Source organism: Bacillus cereus group sp. BfR-BA-01379, assembly GCF_022663605.1.
GTDB classification, from domain to species: domain Bacteria; phylum Bacillota; class Bacilli; order Bacillales; family Bacillaceae_G; genus Bacillus_A; species Bacillus_A mobilis.
In genome coordinates this window covers 1-203 of record NZ_JAKUFT010000372.1, presented here as the reverse complement: position 1 = coordinate 203, position 203 = coordinate 1, and the positions used below count along the sequence as shown (strand labels likewise).

The following is a 203-nucleotide window of genomic DNA, read 5'->3' as shown; positions in this document are numbered from 1 at the left end:
TTGCTTGGCGACGTCCTACTCTCACAGGGACAAGGTCCCAACTACCATCGGCGCTAGAGAGCTTAACTTCCGTGTTCGGTATGGGAACGGGGGTGACCTCTCTGCCATCATCACCAAACTATGAAGGCATATTCCTTCAAAACTAGATAACATTTGCTACATATTATATGGTTAAGTCCTCGATCTATTAGTATTCGTCAGCT

Annotated in this window: 1 rRNA gene; it reads right to left on the bottom strand. The window is 45.8% G+C overall.

Features of this window, described 5'->3' with window-relative positions:
• Nucleotides 1–2: 2 nt before the first annotated feature.
• A 5S ribosomal RNA gene (gene rrf / locus MR113_RS28310) occupies nt 3–118 on the bottom strand.
• Nucleotides 119–203 lie beyond the last annotated feature (85 nt).